Origin of the sequence: Rhizobium sp. 62_C5_N11_2, from assembly GCF_051811185.1 — a bacterium.
Classification (GTDB): Bacteria; Pseudomonadota; Alphaproteobacteria; order Rhizobiales; family Rhizobiaceae; genus Rhizobium; species Rhizobium leguminosarum.
In genome coordinates, this window is sequence record NZ_JBPWPW010000002.1 from 1,030,367 (window position 1) to 1,048,541 (window position 18,175).

Sequence of the window (18,175 nt, forward strand, 5' to 3'; positions counted from 1 at the left end):
CCGCTTGCGGACGAAACTTTTTCCTCCCGCAAAAGTTACCCAAATCCCATCCCAATTTCATCGAAGGCTTTCTCTTGACCAAAATGACATTCGGACCGGCATTCACCGAAGGGGGCATTCTATTCCGCCTCTGGGCTCCCCTGCATGAAAGCGTGTCGTTGAAGATCGAAGGCGCTGATCCGTGGCCGATGCAGGCGACTGAGGACGGCTGGCACCGCTGCACGGTCGCGCAAGCCCATACCGGTACGCTTTATCGCTTTGTCCTGCCGGACGGTTCCGAAGTTCCCGATCCCGCCTCGCGGTTCCAGCCACAGGATGTGCGCGGGCCGAGCGAAGTGGTCGACCTTTCCACCTATCGCTGGACGACGAGCGACTGGACGGGTCGGCCATGGGAAGAGATGGTCATCTACGAGATGCATATCGGCTGCTTCACGCCGGAGGGTACTTTCAAGGCCGCGATCGAGCGGCTCGACCATCTGCAAGCGCTGGGCGTTACGGCGCTGCAGATCATGCCGCTTAGTGAATTTCCCGGCCGTTACAGCTGGGGCTATGACGGTGTGCTTCCCTATGCTCCGGACAGCAGCTACGGCCGGCCGGAAGATTTCATGGCGCTGGTTGACGCAGCACACCTGCGCGGCATCTCGGTTTTCCTGGACGTGGTCTACAATCACTTCGGACCTGACGGCAATTTTATCCCCGCCTATGCGCCGCTCTTTACCGAGCACCACAAGACGCCCTGGGGCAACGGCATCAACTACGACGGCGACGGATCGGAGATGATCCGCGAATTCATCATCCAGAACGCCATCTATTGGATCACCGAGTTCAGGCTCGACGGTTTCCGCTTCGATGCCGTCCACGCCATCAAGGACAACAGCGCCGAGCATCTGCTTCACGCGCTCGCCCGCCGCGTCAAGGCTGCCGCCGGCGACCGACTTGTCCATCTGATCGTCGAAAACGAGGAAAACGACAGCGATCTGCTGAAGCGTGACGAAAACGGAGAAGTGAGGTTGTTCACCGCCCAATGGAACGATGACGTGCACCATGTGCTGCATATCACTGCTACGGGCGAAACCTTCGGCTACTATGCCGATTACGTCGGTGACGCCGGTAAGCTCGGCCGGGCGCTGGCGGAAGGTTTCGTGTTTCAGGGGGAACATATGCCCTACCGCGGCGGAAGCCGCGGCAGGCCGAGCGGCCATCTGCCGCCCACCGCTTTTATCTCCTTCATCCAGAACCATGACCAGATCGGCAATAGGGCGCTGGGGGACCGGGTTCTGGCTTCGAGCCCGGCTGATGTCGTCAAGGCTGTCGCTGCGATCTACCTGCTGGCGCCCGAGATCCCGATGCTGTTCATGGGCGAGGAATGGGGCGCCAGAGAACCTTTCCCCTTCTTCTGCGATTTCGACGAGGACCTGAACGAGAAGGTCAGGAAAGGCCGTCGTGAGGAGCTCTCCCGTCTGCCGGGCTTCGACGCCGACGACCTTCTCGACCCGACGGCGCCATCGACCTTCGCGGCTGCCAAGTTGGACTGGTCGAAACTCGCCTCCTCCGATGTCTTCGATTTTTACAGGACGCTTCTCGACCTCCGACACCGGAGGATCGTGCCATTGCTCAAAGGCGCTGGCGCCGGAAACGCGGTCTATCGCTCGGCGGGAAGCGCACTCGCGGTGGATTGGACCCTGGCGCAAAACCGGCGTCTGCATCTGCGCGCAAACCTCGGTACCGAGGCGGCGACGCTCGCCTCGCAGCAGGACGACGGCGAGACGATCTTCCGTCTCGGCGGTAGCGATGGCGGCAATCTCGCGCCCTGGACGGTGATCTGGAAAATCAGCGAGGCGTGACGGCTTGCTGACAGGAAGGCGATCGGACGATGAAATCTGCTGAGCTCGACAAGCTCGCCCGCCGGCACGGCATCAGCCCGACCAGGCCCAGTCCCGACGATCGGGAGGTGGCGATATCAGGCGAGACCAAGCGCAAGATCCTCTCGGCATTGAAGATCGACTTGCCGGGAGCGGCCGATCACGAGACCGGCGCGATGCGGCGGGAGCCTAAGCCGGCGGCTAAGAAGATCGCCAGGTCATTTCTGCCGGAGTTCTTTTCCAGCACGCGGGTCTGGGGTGTGAGCCTGCAGCTTTACGAACTCCGTTCGGGACGCAACTGGGGCATAGGAGACTTCGAGGATCTGGCCGATATGGCGGATCTCCTGGGATCGCTGGGCGGTGATTTCATCGGCCTCACCCCGCTTCACGCACCGTTTCTCGCCGATCCCGAGCGTTGCAGCCCCTATGAGCCATCGAACCGCCAGCATCTCAATCCGCTCTATATCGCGGTTGACCGGCTACCGGGTTTTGCCTGTAGTCCGGAACTCGAACGGCAATTGGCACGCCTTCGCCAAACCGATCTCGTCGATTACGCCGGCGTCGCACAGATCAAGCTTAGGGTCCTGCGCGATCTCTGGCCGGCCTGGCGACAGTGCGATACCTATGATCCGGCCGATTTCGACGCTTTTATCGCGCAAGGCGGTAACAGCCTGCGGCTGCACGCGCTTTTCGAATGCCTCTCTCTTTCAATGGTCGAGCGCGGGGCAGGCGCCGGCTGGCAACGGTGGCCGGCCGATTTCCAGCGCTTCGACAGCGCCGCTGTCGCCGAATTCGAGCGCGGACACGCGGAGGATGTCCGCTTCCACATGTGGCTGCAGTGGCTCGCCCACCGCCAGCTGATGCAGGCGGCGGACCGGGCCGGGAAGGCCGGCCTGCGGATCGGGCTCTATCTCGATCTTGCCGTCGGGGAGGCCGTCGATGGCTCGGCGACATGGAGTGAGCCGGATATCTATGTCTCCAAGGCCACGATCGGCAGCCCTCCTGATCCCTTCGCCATAGATGGGCAGGACTGGCACCTTGCCGGATACCTGCCTTCCGCGATCGCCGCAGGAGATATGTCGCCTTTCCGGCGTATGCTAAGTGCTGCCATGCGATATGCCGGCGCCATCCGCATCGACCACGCCGCAGCGCTTCGCCGCCTCTTCCTGGTGCCATTGGGCAGCAGGCCGGACGGCGGCGCCTATGTCCGCTATCCACAGGATCGGTTGCTGCAGATCCTCGCCGACGTATCCGCCGAGCATCGGTGCCTCGTCATCGGAGAAGACCTGGGACTGATCCCCAAGGGATTGCAGGACGACCTGGCCGCGGCCCACATTCTCTCCTACCGCATCCTTTCCTATGAACAGGATGAGAAGGGCTTCAAGCCGGCGGACGTCTATCCAGTCCTGGCTTTGGCCTGCATTTCGACGCACGACCACCAGACCCTTGCCGGCTGGTGGCGCGGCGCCGACATTCAGGCCCGGTGCGAGCACGGCATCGTGCCGCCCGATCTCACCGAGGCACATCTCGAAGACCGCAAGCGCGAGCGGAGGAACCTGAAAGCGGCGCTGAAGGCTGCCGGCCTCGACCTGCCGGCCAGGCTTTCCCAAGCGCGGGCAAGCGAGGAGACGCTGAGGGAATTCACCGTCAGCGCCTATCGCTTCATCGCCAGAACGCCCTCGCTTCTCGCCGCGATCCGTCTCGCCGATCTCACCGACGAAAAAAGGCCAACCAATGTGCCAGGCACCAGCGACAGCTATCCGAACTGGAAGCCGAAGCTATCGGTTTTGCTCGCGGATCTGATGTCGAGCCCGCTGCTGAAGAGCGTGACGGCGGCAATGCGGGAGGAAAGGCCGCGGGAGTGACCGATGCCGGGCGGCCATCAGCTTCGTCATTGTCGTTCGATCGGGCTCGTCGCGCATGTGGAAATCGATCGAGGAGGGAACGAATAGGAAGCCGGCGAATTTTGAAGGAATAGGGACAGGCATTGCCGAGATGAGGACCTGTCCGCTTTCGCCGCTTCAGTTGCGGCGACCAATATTGATGGAAAACAAGACCATGACGAGCGCATTCATTCTTATCGCATTGGCTCTCATCATCATCTACGCCGGTCCGACATTGCTGTTCATCTGCGTCGGATATGCCGATTATATGCTGGAGCGGCGAAGGCATATGGTGGCGTTGAAGCACGCCGTGAAGCGTCGCAGCGACGAGTTTTAGTTGGACGTTGCTCGGCTTTCCCAGGGGTTCCAGAGGCAGGTCGGCAAAACCCGCCTCCGGCAGCCGGCGCTTCGTGAAGCGTCTCTGCTATTCGTTAGTCGTTCGCCGTGACCTTGACGCCGAGCACGGAAGGAATGGTGTTCGGTGCGCCCATGGCCGCGCCGATGATCATCGGGACGGGAACCGGCTTTTCCGGTGCGGCGCTGATTGTCAGGCTTTTCGGTCCGTCGAGATAGGCGTTGACGGCAGCCGACACCTGGTTTTGCAGCTCGGGCATGTTGAGCTGTGCCATCATCATCGGCACGAGACCTTTCAGCGATTGCGCCAGCTGGTCGCCCGTGACGCCCTGCTGCGAGCCGGCATAATCGAGCGCCTTCTTGGTGATCGAGGCATCGTCGAAGCGGATCGAGGCACTGTTGATCGTCAGCTGCTGCATCAGCCCCAACATCGCAAGGCCCACGGCCTGGTTGGCCTCTTCCTTGTTCGGATTGGCCTCGGCGGTCTTCACGGCCTCCTGCAGCGACTTGATGAAGCCCAGCGTGTAACCGGAGAAGTCGACGGCGAAATTCAGCCGGCCGATATTCTTGAAGTCGAAAGCATATTCGTCGACAGCGACCTTGCCGCTTTCGATTTCCCAGATGCCCTTCATCGTCACCGTGCCGTCGAGCGTCGTCAGGCCCAGTTTCTCGATGGCCTCCTTCGCATTCGCATCCTCGACCTGCGACAGGTCGGCCTTGAGACCGGCGACATTGGCGTCATAGGAAAAGCCGCCATCCTGGCGTCCCAGGTTCGACTCGATGCTCTCGATCGCAAGCACGTCCTTGCCCTTGATGTTGAGAGCGATCGGTCCGGTGCTGACCGTTTCATAGAGGAGGATGTCGTTCAGCGTATCGCCCGTCGCATTGGCGGGGATCGTGAGGCCGGTGATCTGGATCTCCTTTGTGGAAAAACGTCCTTCCTCCTGGCTGATATCGATATCCGGGAAGGAGACGGTCTTGGCGTGATAGCCACCGCCTTCGATTTCCTCAACACCCTCGAAGGTGAGATCGCCGATCTTCAAAGTATCGCCGGGCAGGCTCGAAGATCCTACCTGGACACCGGTCGCCGTTACCGTGTCGCCATCGGCTTCCGCCTTCTCGAAGGTGATGACCGTACCGCCGGCACTGGTTGCGGCATTGAGCTTCTTCATCATGTCGGTGCCATCAAGGGCAAGCGCCGGGCCGGCCAACGTCAGAAACGCGGTGCTTGCCATCATCAGGTGGAGATTACGCATATGCTTCATGGAGATGTCCTTATGTAGAAAATAGATGCGAGGATTTCGAAATTCCCAGATGTGCCACCTTCCACTCTCAGATCGGAAAGGCGGGGGACACGAAGAGCGCCGCTGGATATCACGGCTTTCATCTGGTCAGCTAATTTGGGGGTGGTGCAGTTAGGATCAGCCGGAACGCTCGGACTGAAAAAATATAGTCATCCTTCCGCCGGCGACGGGCGGCAGCATTTTCTCTAGCAGGGGTAGCGTTTCGACTCATCCGCTACACAGAAAGTGTATTTCCTCGATTCTTGCAACCCTTCGAATCGGATGCCAAACCGGGAAGTGTTCGACTGGATTTAGTGCGCATTTCGAACGCCCGCGGAAACGGCCAGTCCGGCTGAATGCCACCTTCCAGTGTCCCTATGCCTGCGACACTCGCCCGCGCAACAAATAGGCGAGCGAAAAGATGACCAGGAAGGGGTAGACGAGCACGATCAGCGGCAGACCGGCAGCCAGCGCATCGTCTTGAAGATAGATGTTGAGGACTCCGGCTCCGAGCACCAAAGGATAGAGTGGCGCAAACCTGTCGAACCACATCCTGAAAGGCCCCGCCAGGAGCAGAACGAACGCCGGCAGAATAAAAATGCCGAGATTTCTCGCAACATTCAGGAACTCAGGACCAAACGGTTCAGTGAGGGAATAAAGTCGGCTGACTTGGCGGGCCGCCCACAGAGCAGCGATTGTGGCCCCTACATATCCTGCTGGTCTTGCCAACATGGCCGAACCTCCCTTTTGTTCACACTCCCTCGTCGATGCGGCCCGTTCCTGTGACCATATCCGCGCGCCTACAGCGCCGCGCGTCTTTTCAGTATGCACTGACGTTCATGGGTGCATATTGTCAGCGGCGCCAACGCATTCAAGAATTATCGTGCGGCAAACGCCGGCCTCCTGCCGAATGACAGGTTGCGCGCGCCAGGCCCGTAGGCGATCCGGAATTCGATGTCCTTGTAAAAATAGGTCCTGGCTTTTCGTCTCAGGCGGTTCCTGTCCAACGCGTCTGCCGTTACGACAACGAGCGCGGCAAGCCGTTTGAATTGCCATGGCGGCGAACCTCGCTCCTTCTCGACCACCTCGACATGGTAATAAGGATCGTGATCGGCGGGCTCCGGATGTTTATGGGCGGTGGCCCAACGACGGTCCGTGGTGAGACGGAGAGAATGACGGTGAAAACATCTGGTGGTTCCACCGCTCCGGCACACGCGAAGACCGGTGCGCCCAAAATGGTTGCGACAGCCAGAAGGATAGCTCCAGGACTTATTCGCATGTTCTGGAACAATGTCTGTCGTCCCCTGTTACATTGACGATGAAAACGAGTGCCGCGCGAAAGACGAAGCAGCTGGAGGGCTCGATGAAGCGGAGCATAGGATTTGGGCTGGTTTTTGCCGTTGTGCTGACCGGCTGCACGACCAGCGCAGGCAGTTATTCGTCGGCGGGACTGGCCCCCATTCCCGGCAGCATCACGTATAATGGCCAGCCTCGCACGAAGTTGACGAAATCGCCCGTGGGTTCTTCCTTCCCGCATGATTTCACAGATCAATGGGGACGCCAGGTTGAGGAGATCTACATCATCCGGCCCGACAGGAGCTTGCTGATCGCCGAGCGCCACTACCGGCCGGTCTTCGCCCTCGACGATGACTAGACAGGATGACTTTAGGCCCGGTTGGCTAGTCTGAATCCTGTTTTAAATTCGTTAGTTAGAGCATGATGTCGCCCGAAAATCGCTGACATTTTTCGGCGTCATGCTCTAGGAAGGAGAAATGATCATGCCGCGCCGCAAGAGCACTGAGACGACGACCCTCGATAGCAGAGGAGCCAAGATCGGCGAGCCGGTTCCGAAAGCCGTCATCGATACGAACACAGCCTCCGTCGGCGTTCCCCGGCAGCCTGATCATGACCTGGGCGAAGAACTGAGCGTGCTGCGAAAGCAGATCGGCGCGCTTCAGGATCAAGTCCTCGATGCTGCCCGGTCGGCAAAAGGAAGTGCCGGGAGAGCAATGCGTCAGACGGAAGCGGCGGTGAAGCTCTACCCGGCCTCGACGCTCCTCCTCGTCGCGGTGATCGCCGGCGCGCTCGCATTCGCCGGACGTCGCGCCGCACTACCGCGCCATCGGCCCCAACCCGCACTGCGTGAGTTGAGGGATCTCTACGACATGATCCGAGGCCGCGTCTGACAAGATTTCAGGATTGTCAGCGTCACGATTATGGCCGACGCTTCGTTATCGAAGCGAGGGGACATTCATGTTGGATATCATCATACGCAGCGCTCTTGATGTCGTTGGGCGCACTGAGCGCCTCGTCGAAGCAATGAGGCGACTGCTGCAGAGTGACGACCTCGACGAAGTCGAGGTCTATGAGCTCGATTATGAGATCGAGCGGCTCGGGGACGTGGTTTTCAATGTGGACGAAGCCGTTCGATCGCTGGCGCGCACGGTTGAATGCTGGTCGCAAACCGCTCTCGCACACGAGATCCGTGGGACATTGCATTGACGGCTGATTCTGCGTGTCACGCTGATGTCACGCGACCGTCGCAGCAATATGTGCTTGATTGGCGCAGTTAGGCTCAGACCAGGGCAGGGTCGAGCCAAAATTGCTTTTTCGTTGGGGCATCGCAATGAGCTTGAACACTTCGGGGGAGGAATCTCAACCCCATGAATTCATCTTTCCGGTTCACACCCGGACGATCGCAGAGATCAGATACGATAGTCTGAGCCGCGTCATGACGGTGGTCTATCACGACGGCCACTCTTGCACGACTTCCGGCATACAAGGCCCGGCGATGCTGAGAATCCTCGCCCAGCGTCCGTTGGAGCGCTCTCCGTTTCTGTTGAAAACGGTCATCTGAGGCGGAAAGACGTCGCCAGTCGTAGCCGGTATGGCGGGGCAGGGCATCGGTTTGTTAAATCAGCATGGTCGTGCATCCATTTCCGCTGGGCCGCGTTCATCCACAATAGCCGGACCTATGGAGGGAACGCCGATGACCTTTCCACCGCCGAAGACCGAATCTCCCGCGAAGCGCTTCGAAGAGGCGACCGTAGCCGCGCGCGACGCGTTGGAAAGGCTGATTGCAGCCGCCAATGAAGCCGGATGGGGCACCGAGGAGATAACCGCGGCACTCCTTAAGGCCGCGCAGTTTCTGAGCGATGCCAACAAGAGAGAGCCAGATCCGGCCGACGACCCCTCAATCAGCGATGCGCCTGCCAGGGAGCAGATTGGTCACGGCGAGCTCTATGACTAGTGTAGACGGTGTTCCCAGGCCACGTCTTCGAACGGTTAGTTCACAGACTAGAAACTTGTGAAGTTTCGTAAATGTGGACAATAACTGATCTTATACCGTGGGCGTTTGCGCTGCCTCCCGCTCTTTGGGAATTACGGAATGTGTGGAGACGGCATGGCTGGATTTTGGGAGCCGGTGCAGGCTTAATCGTCTTCGGCGGCATATTCGTCTGGATTTATGTTGTCCAGCAGTCAGTTCACAATATGAACTATGGAGCGCTAGGTGTTGTGCAAGCGCTCGGTTTGCTGCTTGGACCACTAGCTGCCGCAATCGTTATCACCAAAAGGACGAGCTTGGCTGCTGGGTTTTTTGCTGGGGTAGCCGTTGGATTCTGCGTTTACGTCGCCACTGCCACCATTGGAATTGCCATCTACGGCGAGTGAAGCCCAGGCGGTTCTACTGGGCTGCGGGTTCGAGCTTTGCGGTATAGGCCCACGGTAACACTAGCCGTGTTCCAGACTTGCTAGGTCGTATTAACCCGTTCGCAATATGAGCCATGCGGGCGGTAGGAGACGAATTGCAAGTCTATCGTCAGCGCATGAGCAGCGCGACCAAACCAACCCGGGAGTTTACCCCGAGCTTGGAATAGATGTTTCTGAGGTGGGTTCTGACCGTTTCGTAGCTGATGTGATCGGCTATGGCCACCTCCTTTGGAGAATGGCCGGAGGCAATGCTTGAGGCGATCCGAATCTCCGTCGCAGTCAGTTTGTAGGATTCCATTAAGAAGTCTCGCCGCTCATTGAGTGGCGTGGCCACCATCGGCTCGACAATGACGGCCACAGTCGGCCCCTCCAAGAACTCGGTGAATGCATCGGACTGGAGCCGAAGGAGTGTGATCCGATAACTAGCCTTGTCCTTCCCCTTTGCGATCGCCGTATGCGGCCTTGTTTGCACACCCTTTCTTGACGTCAGGAAATCGAGAACGGCAGTCGACTTCTCGCATTGAAGTTCGAGCTTGCCGCTTGGGGCGACATGCATAGGAAAGCCAGCCGCCATTAAGGCTTCTGCGCTCTTATTCCATTGGCGTGCTCGCCCATGCTCCGAAACGTAGATCAGTCCGACGCCGATGCTATCAAACAGCGTTTGCGTTGTCTGTCTTTCCGGGGCGAGCAGATCGCGCTTCCGGATGAAATCGAAAGCCCTTTTCAAATGGGGAGCGAGTATCGTGTAGCGCCCGGCTGCTTCTTTGTTGAAATCGGGGTCTGCTGACGACGTGCAGGTCGATAGGACGAAGGTGCGGGTTTCCTCCCGAATGATGGAGACACCAATGCTCGTCTCGCATTGGGCCTGTCCCTTCAGCCAATCATTGTAGAATTCCGATTTGAGCAAGTCCTTGCGTGGAAAGATTTCGTCTCCGCAGACACCCTGACCGACGGGCACAAAGCTCAATCTCGGAATCCAGGGGTTCACAGCGGCAAAGTGGCTGCTGAACTGGTCGACCTCGGTCCTCGAGAACCCCGATACGTAAGGAACATGGGCCACAGGCGAGGCCAGATCGTGGTAATGGAGGGCGGCCTTTCCATTTGGCGAAGTTTGCGCCACGCGATCCAGAAAATCCTGCCAATCGCACTCACCGAATAGACTTCCATAGATCAAATCTATCAGCTCAGATGAAGCGTCTTTTGACTGGAGCATGATCTTTCTGAAAATCCCACAGCGAGTATTTCCGGTATTAAATAACGTTGCTCAGGCAAAGACAACAGCAGCCCCATGTAATATCAAATCGGCGGCCATGGGCATTCGTGACCAATCGCAATGCGGTACTACTCGCTGCTTCGCAAGCGATGCAGGTATGGCCAACTCCATAGTTCTCACCGGTCGATAGTTGCGACGGAGCCGCGCACGACGAGGCTCGTGCTGACGCGCAGGCGTTCGACGGCAAGCGGGGCGCGTTCGATGCGGGCGATGAGCCGCTCGCCGGCGAGCTTGCCCATCTCATAGACGCGTTGGTCGACGATGGTGATCGGCGGAACGGTAACGCTGGTCCAGTCGGCGTCGAGAAACGAAATCATCGAGACGTCCTTGGGGATCGACAGGCCAAGCGACTGCAGCGACTTGAAGATGCGCAAGCCGACGAGGCTGTCTGAAGCCAGCAGTGCCGTTGGCGGCGATCCCTCCGAGAGCAGGCGTTTGATCACGCTGTCCGTCTGTTGATGGTTCGTGGCGCCGAGCCTGATATAATGAAGAGGGTTCGGCAAACCCGCCTCGGTCAGGACGCTGACAAAACCCTCCACGCGTTCGCGGACGGCGGAATTCGAGATCCGCCCGATATCGGTGAGCCCACCATCCTCGGCATCCATGGCAGAGACGTAGGCGAGGCGGCGATGTCCTTGCGCGATCAGATAGCGGGTCGCGGTGATGGCCGCATCCCGGTCGTCGCCGGTCACGGCGTCGACATCGAGTTCCGGGATGGCCCGGTCGAACAGGACCAGCGGCACGCCGGCGCGGCGGACGTGCCGCAGATGTTCGATGCTGTCGCAGCGGGCTGGAGTGACGATCAGGCCATCGACACGTTTGCCGATCAGGAGGTCGACGGCCGATTTTTCCGCATCGAGCTCTTCGCCCGAATTCGCGATGATGACGTTGAATCCAGCAAGACGGGCCGCGTCGCTGATGCCGCGTACCGCCAGACTGAAGAAAGCGTTCTCGATATCGCCGACCACGACCCCGATGATGCCGGACCTTCCGGTGCTCATGCTCCGGGCGAGCTCGTTCGGGCGGTATTCGAGGGCGGCGGCCGCCGCCATGACCTGATCTGTGATCTTGGCGCTGACCACGCCGTAGCCGCCGAGCACACGGGCGGCCGTCGCCTTCGAAACCTTTGCGGCCTTGGCGACGTCGGCGACCGTAACTGCACGTTTCGAATGAGCGGAATCTTCCATGAGCCGAGGACTACAAGAGTTGTTGACGACCGGTCAATTGACGGATATCAAATATGTTGTGAGACCGGTCTCTTTATACAGGAGACCGGTATCTTGTCCAGAAATCTCTATCGCAATGTGCGGTGGGGCAGGGCGACCCGACGATGCCGACAAGAGCATTCCTTTCAGAGCGGAGAACGAACATGAAACCTTTTGAATCATTCGTGGCCACCCTCGCCCCATTGCGGGCTGGCCTTTTGACATGCCTTCTTGCGATGGGCGCAGGCTCTGCGGCCGCCGCCGACAATCCCTATAACCTCATCGAGCCCGGGGTGATCAGCGTCGGGACGATGGGCGATTCCAAGCCCTATACGTTTGCGACGGCGGACGGCCAGTTCACCGGTTTCGATATCGAGCTGTTTCTCAACGTCGTCTCCCGCCTCGGCTTTCAAAAAGACAAGGTGACGTTCACGGGCCAGGAATTTTCAGCACTCCTGCCGTCGGTCGCAAATGAACGGTTCGACGTTGCCGTTGCGGCGATCGGGACAACCGAAGCCCGCAAGAAGACCGTCGATTTTTCCGACGGCTATCTTGCCGGTTATCTCTCTGTCCTGACCCCGGATGCCGGTATCAAGGATGCCGATGGCCTCAAGGGCAAGCGTCTCGGCGTCGTGCAGGGGACCTTGCAGGAAGTCTATGCAGCCAAGAATTTCGGGGGGACTGATCTGGTGAAATTCCCCGACAACAATTCTGCCGTGGCCGCGCTCAACAACGGAACGGTCGATGCGCATTTTCTCGACTACGAGGCCGCCAAGCAATATGGCGAGCGCTATCCCGCTCTGAAGGTTGCCGTGAATATCCCGTCCTTCGATGCGCCTGCTGGCTTCGTGGTCCGAAAGGGAAATGATGCCTTTCGCACGGCGCTGGACGGCGCGCTTCACGATGCGATGCAGGACGGTACCTGGAAGACCCTTTATGAAAAATGGTTCCCCGGCTCACCGATGCCGGAACAGTATCTTCCCAAGAAGTGACGCCGCAAGCCGCCCGCTCATGGCGGGCGGCTTACCAAGGCTCTGCCGGACGGCGGCGTCTGCGCCGAGCACGAATTCATGGGGATCTGAATGAACTGGCTTGAAAATCTGCGCCGCAGCTTCCTGGACTGGGATGCCATGGCGGAAGTTCTGCCGAGCATGATCAGCGTCGGCCTGAAGAATACGCTGATCCTGGCCGCCGCCTCGACCGTACTCGGTGTCGTCATCGGCATGACTCTCGCCGTGATGGGCATCTCGCAGTCACGCTGGCTGCGGCTGCCGGCACGCATCTACACCGATGTTTTCCGCGGGCTGCCGGCGATCGTCACGATCCTGATCATCGGCCAGGGTTTTGCCCGGATCGGGCGTGAGATCTTCGGTCCATCGCCATTTCCGCTCGGCATCCTGGCGCTCAGCCTGATTGCCGGAGCCTATATCGGCGAAATCTTCCGATCGGGCATTCAAAGCGTCGAGCGCGGCCAGATGGAAGCCTGCCGGGCGCTCAGCATGAGCCACGGGCAGGGCATGCGCCTGATCGTCATCCCGCAAGGCATCAGGCGCGTTCTGCCGGCGCTGGTCAATCAATTCATCGGAAACGTCAAGGATTCCAGCCTTGTCTACTTCCTGGGATTGCTCGCCTCCGAGCGGGAGATATTCCGTGTCGGGCAGGATCAGGCTGTCGTCACGGGCAATCTTTCGCCCTTGTTGCTGGCGGGCGTCTTCTACCTCGTCATCACGGTGCCGCTGACCCACTTCGTCAATTATATCGATGCGAGACTGCGGCTCGGAAAACAAGGTCGCGGCTCGGGTGCTGCGAGCGGATTAATCGAGGTGAGCGAGCTGCAGGCCGCCACCGGCCCAGGTCCCACAGCCAAGGCGGCGGAGGAGAGTACGCCGCGCTTCAAAGGCGGCGCCCTGAACATCCGGGACCTCACCATGGCCTATGGCGATCTCGACGTGCTGAAGGGGGTCGATCTCGACATCGCCGCCGGTACCGTCACCTGCATCATCGGCCCTTCCGGCTCGGGCAAATCGACGCTGCTGCGCTGCATGAACAGGCTTGTCGAACCGAAGGGTGGTGACATCCTGCTCGATGGCGAGAGCATCCTGGCGATGAAGCCGGAGAGGCTGCGCCGGCGGGTGGGGATGGTGTTCCAGCACTTCAACCTGTTTCCCGACCACACGGCACTCGAGAACGTCATGCTTTCGCTGACCAAGATCAAGAAGATGCCGAGGCAGGAGGCGCGGCGCATCGCCGAGGCACGTCTGGCCGATGTCGGTCTTGCAGGGCGTAAGGATCATCGGCCCGCAGGTCTGTCGGGTGGGCAACAACAGCGCGTCGCCATCGCACGCGCGCTGGCCATGGATCCGGAGGTCATGCTGTTTGACGAAGTGACGAGTGCGCTCGATCCCGAACTGGTGAAGGGCGTGCTCGACCTGATGGCCGCCCTCGGCCGCCAGGGCATGACGATGGCCGTGGTGACGCATGAGATGGGATTTGCGCGCAGGGTGGCCGACCAGGTCGTCTTCATGGATGAGGGCCGCATCGTCGAGGCCGGCTGCCCGAAGCAGATCTTCGACAATCCCCGAAGCGAGCGGCTGAAGCGCTTCCTTGCGGAAGTTCTCTGAAGCGCCCGAGGCAACGCATGGTGCCCCGGTCGTCCTCACACCGGCTGCGCCGGATTTCACCCGCTGTAGCAAGAGCAGAAAACAAGGTTATCGACATGAATGCTTCCACCAAACCCTTGAAGGTCGTCGTCATCGGTGGCGGGATCTTTGGCGTCTCGACATCAGTCCATCTGGCGCGGCTCGGGGTCCGCACCGTGCTCATTAACGACGGTCCGCTTGCCAACGGCGCCTCCGGCCGTTCGCTTGCCTGGCTCAACTCGGCGCGTAAACGCGCCGATGCCTATCACCGGCTGCGTCTGGCCGGCATAGATCGGTATCGCACGCTGGCCGCCCGATATCCCAATGCGCCGTGGCTGCGCTTCGACGGCGGCCTGACCTGGGATGCGGACGATGGTAGCAACGAGATCGCCGAGATCTTCGACTATGAGCGCGATCTCGGCTATCACGCGCAATGGCTCGCCCCGGCAAGGATTGCCGCGACGACGCCGGGTGTCGACGCAAGCGCCGTGACGCCGCAAGGCGCGATCTTCAATCCCGGGGAGGGCTGGGTCGATCTTCCGTCCTTGATCGGCACGCTTACGGAAGAATTCCGCACGCTGGGCGGCGAGATCGTCACGGACGCCGGTCGCGCGACGGTCGATATCGAAGGCGGGCGTGCCCGTGGCGTGATCACGGCCGACGGCATGCGCCGCGATGCGGATGCCGTGCTGCTTGCTGCGGGCGGTGACGTTCCCGCGATCGTGGCTGAGGTCGGCCAGCATATCGGCGATGCAACGCCTATTGCGCTTCTCGTCAGGACCAAGCCGCTCCGCCATCCGCTGAAGGCGGTGCTCAACACACCTCGCATTGCCATCCGCCCGACGCCCGGCGGCGGCTTCGCGCTCGATTCCGCCTGGTCCGAGGAAGAGGTGAGCGTGAAGCCCGACGGCAGCTATGATGTCAGGCAATCGACGCTGGAGGGGCTGCTGCGCGAGGCCTCAAGGGTTCTCGAAGGCAATCCGCAACTGGAGATCGAAGATTATGGGGTCGGTCCGAAGCCCATTCCGGGCGATGGTGAGCCGGTCTTCGGCGAGTTGCCGTCAATCCCTGGTTATTTCGTTGCCTTCAGCCATAGCGGTGCCACCCTCGGCCTGATTGCCGGCGAACTGCTGGCGGACGAGATCGCCACCGGACGCCGCCATCCACTGCTGGCGGACTTTCGGCCGGAGCGTTTCAGCGCATCGCGACGGTGAAGGTCGCGATGCGGAAGCTTGAGCCGCTCGCCAAGCGGATGACCGTTCTATGCCGCGGCGGTTCGACGAAGCGCCCCCGTTTGCTCCAATTGGAACTGATCGATCAACTGGAGGAGTATCCTCGTCTCGTCGGCAAGTTCCTTCGTCGCCGCGCTGGTTTCTTCGACCATGGCCGCATTCTGCTGCGTCATCTGATCCATCCGGTTGACGGAAGAATTCACTTCATGGAGGGCGTTGTACTGCTCTCTGCTCGAGCGAGCGATGACGTCCATCTGCTCGGAGGCGGTGACCACTTTCGCCGAAATGCTTTCGAGGACTTCGCTCGTCTCGCGGACGACACGCGCTCCGTTGGTAATCTCCGTCTGCGAACGTCCGATGAGCTGTTTGATCCTTTGGCCGGCCTCCGCGGAGCGTTGAGCCAGATCGCGCACTTCCTGGGCCACGACCGCAAAGCCTTTTCCGGCCTCGCCGGCGCGGGCCGCTTCGATGCCGGCGTTCAGGGCAAGCAGGTTCGTTTGGAACGCGATTTCATCGATGACGCCGATGATTTGAACGATCTCGTCGGATGCCGCTTCGATCTTGCCCATCGCGTCGATGGCGCTTGCAACGACCTGGGATGACGAATCGGCCACCTGTTTGGTGTCCGTGATGATCTGGTGGGCATCATCGGCGCAGGCCGCCGACGAACGAACCGTAGTAGTGATCTCTTCGATAGCTGCGGCTATCTCTTCGAGTGCGACGGCCTGTTGTTCGGTGCGCCGCGCAAGATCGTTCGCGGCAAGATCCATCTGACCGGCGTTCCCTTCGATCATCCGGGTGTTGGTGCGGATCTGGTCGATCGTTTCCTGCAGCCGGAGGAGCGACGAGTTGAAATCGTTACGAAGCTGCTCCAATCGGCCGAAGAAGGGGGTTGCGATCGTCTGAGAAATGTCGCCCCGTGCCAGACGTCCGAGACCTTCCGCCAGCGCCGTAACCGCGAAGTCTATCTGCTCTTCGACCGTGCGTTTTTCTTCATCATTGCGATGCCGCTCCTCCTCGGCCCTCGATCGCTCGACCTCGCTACGCTCCTCGATCTCGACTTTGGCGATGGCATTATTCTTGAATACGCCCAGGGCGCGGGCCATATCGCCGATTTCATCGGCTCGGCTGTCACCGACGATGGATGTTTCGAGTTTGCCGTCCGCCAAGCGCCTCATAGCCGAGGTGATCTGATTGATCGGCCCCTTGAGCGTAACGGTCAGCCCGACGCCTGCGAGGATTGCGATCACCACGCCGAGGATCGTCGTTCCCAGGGACATCGAATTGGCATCCGCGCGTTCCTCAGCAGCATTCTGCCGCTGCACTTCGGCGAATGCAGTCAACTGAGACCACATCCGGTCCACGTCGGCCGCGGCCAAATGGAATTCGTCCTGGCGCTGCGCGCTGATGCGAACGAGGTCGGTGGCAGCCTTCTGCATTTTGTCCAGCGCCGGCAGAAGCTTGGCTTTGAGATTATCGAACTGCGCGACACCGCCGGCATTGGAAATCAGCGTGTCCAGGCCCTTTCTGACAGCCGCGATTTCCTGCGAAAGCCGCTGGAGATTGGCGTCCGTTGGCGCCAAGGTCAGTTTCGCCATAACGATCTGAATCACGTAAGCCGAGGTCGTGAGTTTCTGGCCGTCTCTCTGGCTGGTTTTGGCGCGCTCGACCGTTTTGGCGGTCTCGGCCGCCTTATCCGTAACCGCCTTCACGCGCCGTGAGGCGACCTCCTGCAATTCGGGCAGCCTGCCGACGATATGGCTCGTCGCATTCCTGAGACCGGCTGTACGCTCCTCGGTCTGGCTGGAGGCTTCGACAAGCGGCTTCAACGAAGCAATGGCATCGTCAATCGCCTTTTTGGCTTCCGGTGCCTCGCCGCCGAGCGCCATTCCCACGATGCGCTGCTGCCGGGTGAGTTCCTCCATATCGGGGCCGCCGATAGGGGCGGCGGCTTGAGCCTTGTCGTTTAGCGATTGGGCGAAGGAGGCGAAGTCCGAAATGCGCTGTGCATCGCCCAACGTATTGCGGGCTTCATCTTCCTGCATGTCGGCGGCGCGCTGGAGGACCTTGGAGCCTTCAACGATATCCGTCTGGGACGACACGACGACGCTCTGCGCCTTCTGTAGATCGGTAAAGAGCGCCGACCGAGTTTCCTGAAGTTGCCACAGTGTATCCATGCGGGCCGAAATTCCGTCGATGGAAGACAGCGCTTGCTCCAGCTCCTGCTGACCGCCGCGATCCGCGGTGAGCCTATCGATGCCGGATTTCAGAAGAACGCGCTGATCGGCAAGTTTGCGGGTGACAACATCGCGGTTTTCTTGCGTGGCATTGGCGAGGAATTCGCCCATCGCGGCCGACAAATCGCGAAATCCGCTCAACGACTGCAGAACGGAATTGGAAATATCCATCCGCCCCTGAAGCAAGCTCGACGCATAAAAACCGGTCGCACCCACGGCCATGATGCTGAAGACGAAGGGAACGATGAACACCATCACCTGCGTCTGGATGCGAACACGTGACAACAGCCTTCCCAACATGAGTCCCTCCTCGGCTCACAGTCTCGTTGCGGCGCCTTGGCGCAGGGCTGTTGCAGATCGCCTCCCTTCGAGTGAAATCCTCCTTCCGCCTGAGGCGGCAGCCACGGGTTTGCTCGCAACCAACGGCTGCTCGCCCCTCCTCTTGACCTTCCGAAATTCCTAGATCCGTCGGAAGGAAATGGCTTGAAGCAGACAA

General features: G+C 60.0%; 18 protein-coding genes. 12 read left to right on the forward strand and 6 right to left on the reverse strand.

Going from position 1 to position 18,175, the window contains the following annotated elements; all coding sequences use genetic code 11:
- The first annotated feature begins 83 nt into the window (after nt 1-83).
- The 3 genes from treZ (at nt 84) to AB8B31_RS28470 (ending at nt 4,082) form a co-directional block, all read left to right on the forward strand.
- Nucleotides 84-1,844, forward strand: a complete 1,761-nt coding sequence (gene treZ, locus AB8B31_RS28460) for a malto-oligosyltrehalose trehalohydrolase (RefSeq protein ID WP_245268283.1) — start codon at nt 84-86, stop codon at nt 1,842-1,844.
- 29 nt (nt 1,845-1,873) lie between these two features.
- On the forward strand, nt 1,874-3,727 hold the full coding sequence (malQ, locus tag AB8B31_RS28465) for a 4-alpha-glucanotransferase (RefSeq protein ID WP_131702029.1): 1,854 nt from the start codon (nt 1,874-1,876) through the stop codon (nt 3,725-3,727).
- Between the two features lie 193 nt (nt 3,728-3,920).
- Nucleotides 3,921-4,082, forward strand: coding sequence for a hypothetical protein (locus tag AB8B31_RS28470; protein ID WP_012755472.1), 162 nt, complete (start codon nt 3,921-3,923; stop codon nt 4,080-4,082).
- A 94-nt stretch (nt 4,083-4,176) separates the two neighbouring features.
- On the opposite strand, the gene AB8B31_RS28475 is transcribed toward AB8B31_RS28470, so the two are convergent.
- From AB8B31_RS28475 to AB8B31_RS28485, 3 genes are all read right to left on the reverse strand, one after another.
- A complete protein-coding gene (locus tag AB8B31_RS28475; RefSeq protein WP_018245882.1) occupies nt 4,177-5,364 on the reverse strand; it encodes a hypothetical protein in 1,188 nt (395 codons plus the stop codon).
- 393 nt (nt 5,365-5,757) lie between these two features.
- Nucleotides 5,758-6,114 (reverse strand): hypothetical protein, encoded by a 357-nt coding sequence (locus tag AB8B31_RS28480; protein WP_020493437.1) that lies wholly within the window; start codon nt 6,112-6,114, stop codon nt 5,758-5,760.
- Between the two features lie 146 nt (nt 6,115-6,260).
- A complete protein-coding gene (locus AB8B31_RS28485; RefSeq protein ID WP_245515183.1) occupies nt 6,261-6,596 on the reverse strand; it encodes a DUF5086 family protein in 336 nt (111 codons plus the stop codon).
- 149 nt (nt 6,597-6,745) lie between these two features.
- Here AB8B31_RS28485 and AB8B31_RS28490 point away from each other — a divergent pair, with 149 nt between their 5' ends.
- The 6 genes from AB8B31_RS28490 (at nt 6,746) to AB8B31_RS28515 (ending at nt 9,054) form a co-directional block, all read left to right on the forward strand.
- Nucleotides 6,746-7,036: a hypothetical protein gene (locus AB8B31_RS28490; protein ID WP_026188716.1), complete on the forward strand. Its 291-nt coding sequence runs from the start codon at nt 6,746-6,748 to the stop codon at nt 7,034-7,036.
- Nucleotides 7,037-7,160: 124 nt separating this feature from the next.
- Nucleotides 7,161-7,568, forward strand: a complete 408-nt coding sequence (locus AB8B31_RS28495) for a hypothetical protein (RefSeq protein WP_026188715.1) — start codon at nt 7,161-7,163, stop codon at nt 7,566-7,568.
- A gap of 67 nt (nt 7,569-7,635) precedes the next feature.
- Nucleotides 7,636-7,884: a hypothetical protein gene (locus AB8B31_RS28500; protein WP_018245879.1), complete on the forward strand. Its 249-nt coding sequence runs from the start codon at nt 7,636-7,638 to the stop codon at nt 7,882-7,884.
- 124 nt (nt 7,885-8,008) lie between these two features.
- A complete protein-coding gene (locus AB8B31_RS28505; protein ID WP_026188714.1) occupies nt 8,009-8,239 on the forward strand; it encodes a hypothetical protein in 231 nt (76 codons plus the stop codon).
- A 132-nt stretch (nt 8,240-8,371) separates the two neighbouring features.
- A complete protein-coding gene (locus tag AB8B31_RS28510; RefSeq protein WP_018245877.1) occupies nt 8,372-8,632 on the forward strand; it encodes a hypothetical protein in 261 nt (86 codons plus the stop codon).
- A 71-nt stretch (nt 8,633-8,703) separates the two neighbouring features.
- Nucleotides 8,704-9,054: a hypothetical protein gene (locus AB8B31_RS28515; RefSeq protein WP_018517832.1), complete on the forward strand. Its 351-nt coding sequence runs from the start codon at nt 8,704-8,706 to the stop codon at nt 9,052-9,054.
- Between the two features lie 148 nt (nt 9,055-9,202).
- On the opposite strand, the gene AB8B31_RS28520 is transcribed toward AB8B31_RS28515, so the two are convergent.
- Nucleotides 9,203-10,306, reverse strand: coding sequence for a LuxR C-terminal-related transcriptional regulator (locus tag AB8B31_RS28520; RefSeq protein ID WP_018245875.1), 1,104 nt, complete (start codon nt 10,304-10,306; stop codon nt 9,203-9,205).
- 176 nt (nt 10,307-10,482) lie between these two features.
- A complete protein-coding gene (locus tag AB8B31_RS28525) occupies nt 10,483-11,553 on the reverse strand; it encodes a LacI family DNA-binding transcriptional regulator (RefSeq protein WP_018245874.1) in 1,071 nt (356 codons plus the stop codon).
- Between the two features lie 182 nt (nt 11,554-11,735).
- Between AB8B31_RS28525 and AB8B31_RS28530 the strand changes: the two genes are divergently transcribed.
- From AB8B31_RS28530 to AB8B31_RS28540, 3 genes are all read left to right on the forward strand, one after another.
- Nucleotides 11,736-12,563: an ABC transporter substrate-binding protein gene (locus AB8B31_RS28530; RefSeq protein WP_018245873.1), complete on the forward strand. Its 828-nt coding sequence runs from the start codon at nt 11,736-11,738 to the stop codon at nt 12,561-12,563.
- Nucleotides 12,564-12,653: 90 nt separating this feature from the next.
- A complete protein-coding gene (locus AB8B31_RS28535; protein ID WP_018245872.1) occupies nt 12,654-14,192 on the forward strand; it encodes an amino acid ABC transporter permease/ATP-binding protein in 1,539 nt (512 codons plus the stop codon).
- 95 nt (nt 14,193-14,287) lie between these two features.
- Complete coding sequence (locus AB8B31_RS28540; RefSeq protein ID WP_018245871.1) at nt 14,288-15,424, forward strand: NAD(P)/FAD-dependent oxidoreductase; 1,137 nt, start codon at nt 14,288-14,290, stop codon at nt 15,422-15,424.
- A gap of 47 nt (nt 15,425-15,471) precedes the next feature.
- Here AB8B31_RS28540 and AB8B31_RS28545 read toward each other — a convergent pair whose 3' ends face one another.
- Nucleotides 15,472-17,979, reverse strand: coding sequence for a methyl-accepting chemotaxis protein (locus tag AB8B31_RS28545; protein ID WP_018245870.1), 2,508 nt, complete (start codon nt 17,977-17,979; stop codon nt 15,472-15,474).
- Nucleotides 17,980-18,175: the final 196 nt, after the last annotated feature.

Coding starts and splice junctions, on each gene's coding strand:
- AB8B31_RS28520 (WP_018245875.1), bottom strand. CDS start 10,306: ATGCTCCAGTCAAAAGACGCTTCATCTGAGCTGATAGATTTGATCTAT.
- AB8B31_RS28535 (WP_018245872.1), top strand. CDS start 12,654: ATGAACTGGCTTGAAAATCTGCGCCGCAGCTTCCTGGACTGGGATGCC.
- AB8B31_RS28515 (WP_018517832.1), top strand. CDS start 8,704: ATGTGGACAATAACTGATCTTATACCGTGGGCGTTTGCGCTGCCTCCC.
- AB8B31_RS28475 (WP_018245882.1), bottom strand. CDS start 5,364: ATGAAGCATATGCGTAATCTCCACCTGATGATGGCAAGCACCGCGTTT.
- AB8B31_RS28530 (WP_018245873.1), top strand. CDS start 11,736: ATGAAACCTTTTGAATCATTCGTGGCCACCCTCGCCCCATTGCGGGCT.
- treZ (WP_245268283.1), top strand. CDS start 84: ATGACATTCGGACCGGCATTCACCGAAGGGGGCATTCTATTCCGCCTC.
- AB8B31_RS28480 (WP_020493437.1), bottom strand. CDS start 6,114: ATGTTGGCAAGACCAGCAGGATATGTAGGGGCCACAATCGCTGCTCTG.
- AB8B31_RS28540 (WP_018245871.1), top strand. CDS start 14,288: ATGAATGCTTCCACCAAACCCTTGAAGGTCGTCGTCATCGGTGGCGGG.
- AB8B31_RS28505 (WP_026188714.1), top strand. CDS start 8,009: ATGAGCTTGAACACTTCGGGGGAGGAATCTCAACCCCATGAATTCATC.
- AB8B31_RS28495 (WP_026188715.1), top strand. CDS start 7,161: ATGCCGCGCCGCAAGAGCACTGAGACGACGACCCTCGATAGCAGAGGA.
- malQ (WP_131702029.1), top strand. CDS start 1,874: ATGAAATCTGCTGAGCTCGACAAGCTCGCCCGCCGGCACGGCATCAGC.
- AB8B31_RS28510 (WP_018245877.1), top strand. CDS start 8,372: ATGACCTTTCCACCGCCGAAGACCGAATCTCCCGCGAAGCGCTTCGAA.
- AB8B31_RS28490 (WP_026188716.1), top strand. CDS start 6,746: ATGAAGCGGAGCATAGGATTTGGGCTGGTTTTTGCCGTTGTGCTGACC.
- AB8B31_RS28470 (WP_012755472.1), top strand. CDS start 3,921: ATGACGAGCGCATTCATTCTTATCGCATTGGCTCTCATCATCATCTAC.
- AB8B31_RS28525 (WP_018245874.1), bottom strand. CDS start 11,553: ATGGAAGATTCCGCTCATTCGAAACGTGCAGTTACGGTCGCCGACGTC.
- AB8B31_RS28500 (WP_018245879.1), top strand. CDS start 7,636: ATGTTGGATATCATCATACGCAGCGCTCTTGATGTCGTTGGGCGCACT.
- AB8B31_RS28545 (WP_018245870.1), bottom strand. CDS start 17,979: ATGTTGGGAAGGCTGTTGTCACGTGTTCGCATCCAGACGCAGGTGATG.